Genomic DNA, 840 nt, shown 5'->3' with positions numbered 1-840 from the left:
GATTCCACCACCCCGTTCATGGGGGCACGCAAGGCGCCGCTCTGGAGCGTATGCAAACGGGCGCCGATATCCCGTAAACCGGCCTTGGCCCGGGCGAGATTTTGCGCGGCGGCCTGCACCTCGGCATTGGTGGCCAACTGGCGGTCCCGCAGCCCCTTCAGGCGCTGGAGATCTTCTTCGGCGTAACGCACGGCGATGCGGGCCTGGTCCATCTGCAGTTGATCGTTGATGCTTGGCTTCACGCGCAGCAGGGGCTCCCCCTTCCGTACCCGCTGTCCGGCCGCCACCAGGACCTGGGTAACCAGGCTCTCGGCCTCCAGGGAGAGGGTCTGCCCGCCTTCGGGGGAGAACTCCACCGTCCCATAGGCATGCAAGTGGTCGGTCATCGCCATGACGCGGGCCGGGGTGAGCCGCACCAATGCCGACACCTCCGCCAGGGCGGCAGCGGGGACCGCGGACAGACCCAGCAGCAGCAATACGACCATGATCATCCGGCCACTCCAGCCCGCCCATGCCGCCCCCACTGCTCGTGGCGGCATCTTCTCCATTTCCTTCATGGTTGCCCCTTCCAGGTGCCGCCAATGGCCATGGTCAGGGCCGCCTGCTGTTCGGCATAGGCCTGCTGCAGGGCCAGCAACTGCAGACCTTTGGCCAGGGATTGGCTGCGCACACTTTCATAATCGATCAAGGTCACGTTTCTCTCGCTGGCTGCCCTGCGCAGACGCTCCTCGGCCCGTTGCAACTGCGGAACTTCCCGGGCCAGGGGGGGCGATTTCCGCCGCCAAGCGCTGCAAATCAGCCACCAGGGTGTAGATCTCGGCGCGGGTCTGGAAAAGGCGC

Annotated in this window: 2 pseudogenes; both read right to left on the bottom strand. The window is 66.1% G+C overall.

From position 1 onward, the window contains the following. Window positions 1–557: pseudogene (locus ACP5MM_RS09805) on the bottom strand (hypothetical protein); the annotation flags it as partial. After that, window positions 554–840: pseudogene (locus tag ACP5MM_RS09800) on the bottom strand (hypothetical protein); the annotation flags it as partial. The pseudogenes ACP5MM_RS09805 and ACP5MM_RS09800, both read right to left, overlap by 4 nt.

Origin of the sequence: Acidithiobacillus sp., assembly GCF_049965315.1 — a bacterium.
Lineage (GTDB): Bacteria > Pseudomonadota > Gammaproteobacteria > Acidithiobacillales > Acidithiobacillaceae > Acidithiobacillus_B.
Note: the sequence above shows the minus strand (reverse complement) of the source record. Positions and strands in the feature narration are given on the sequence as shown.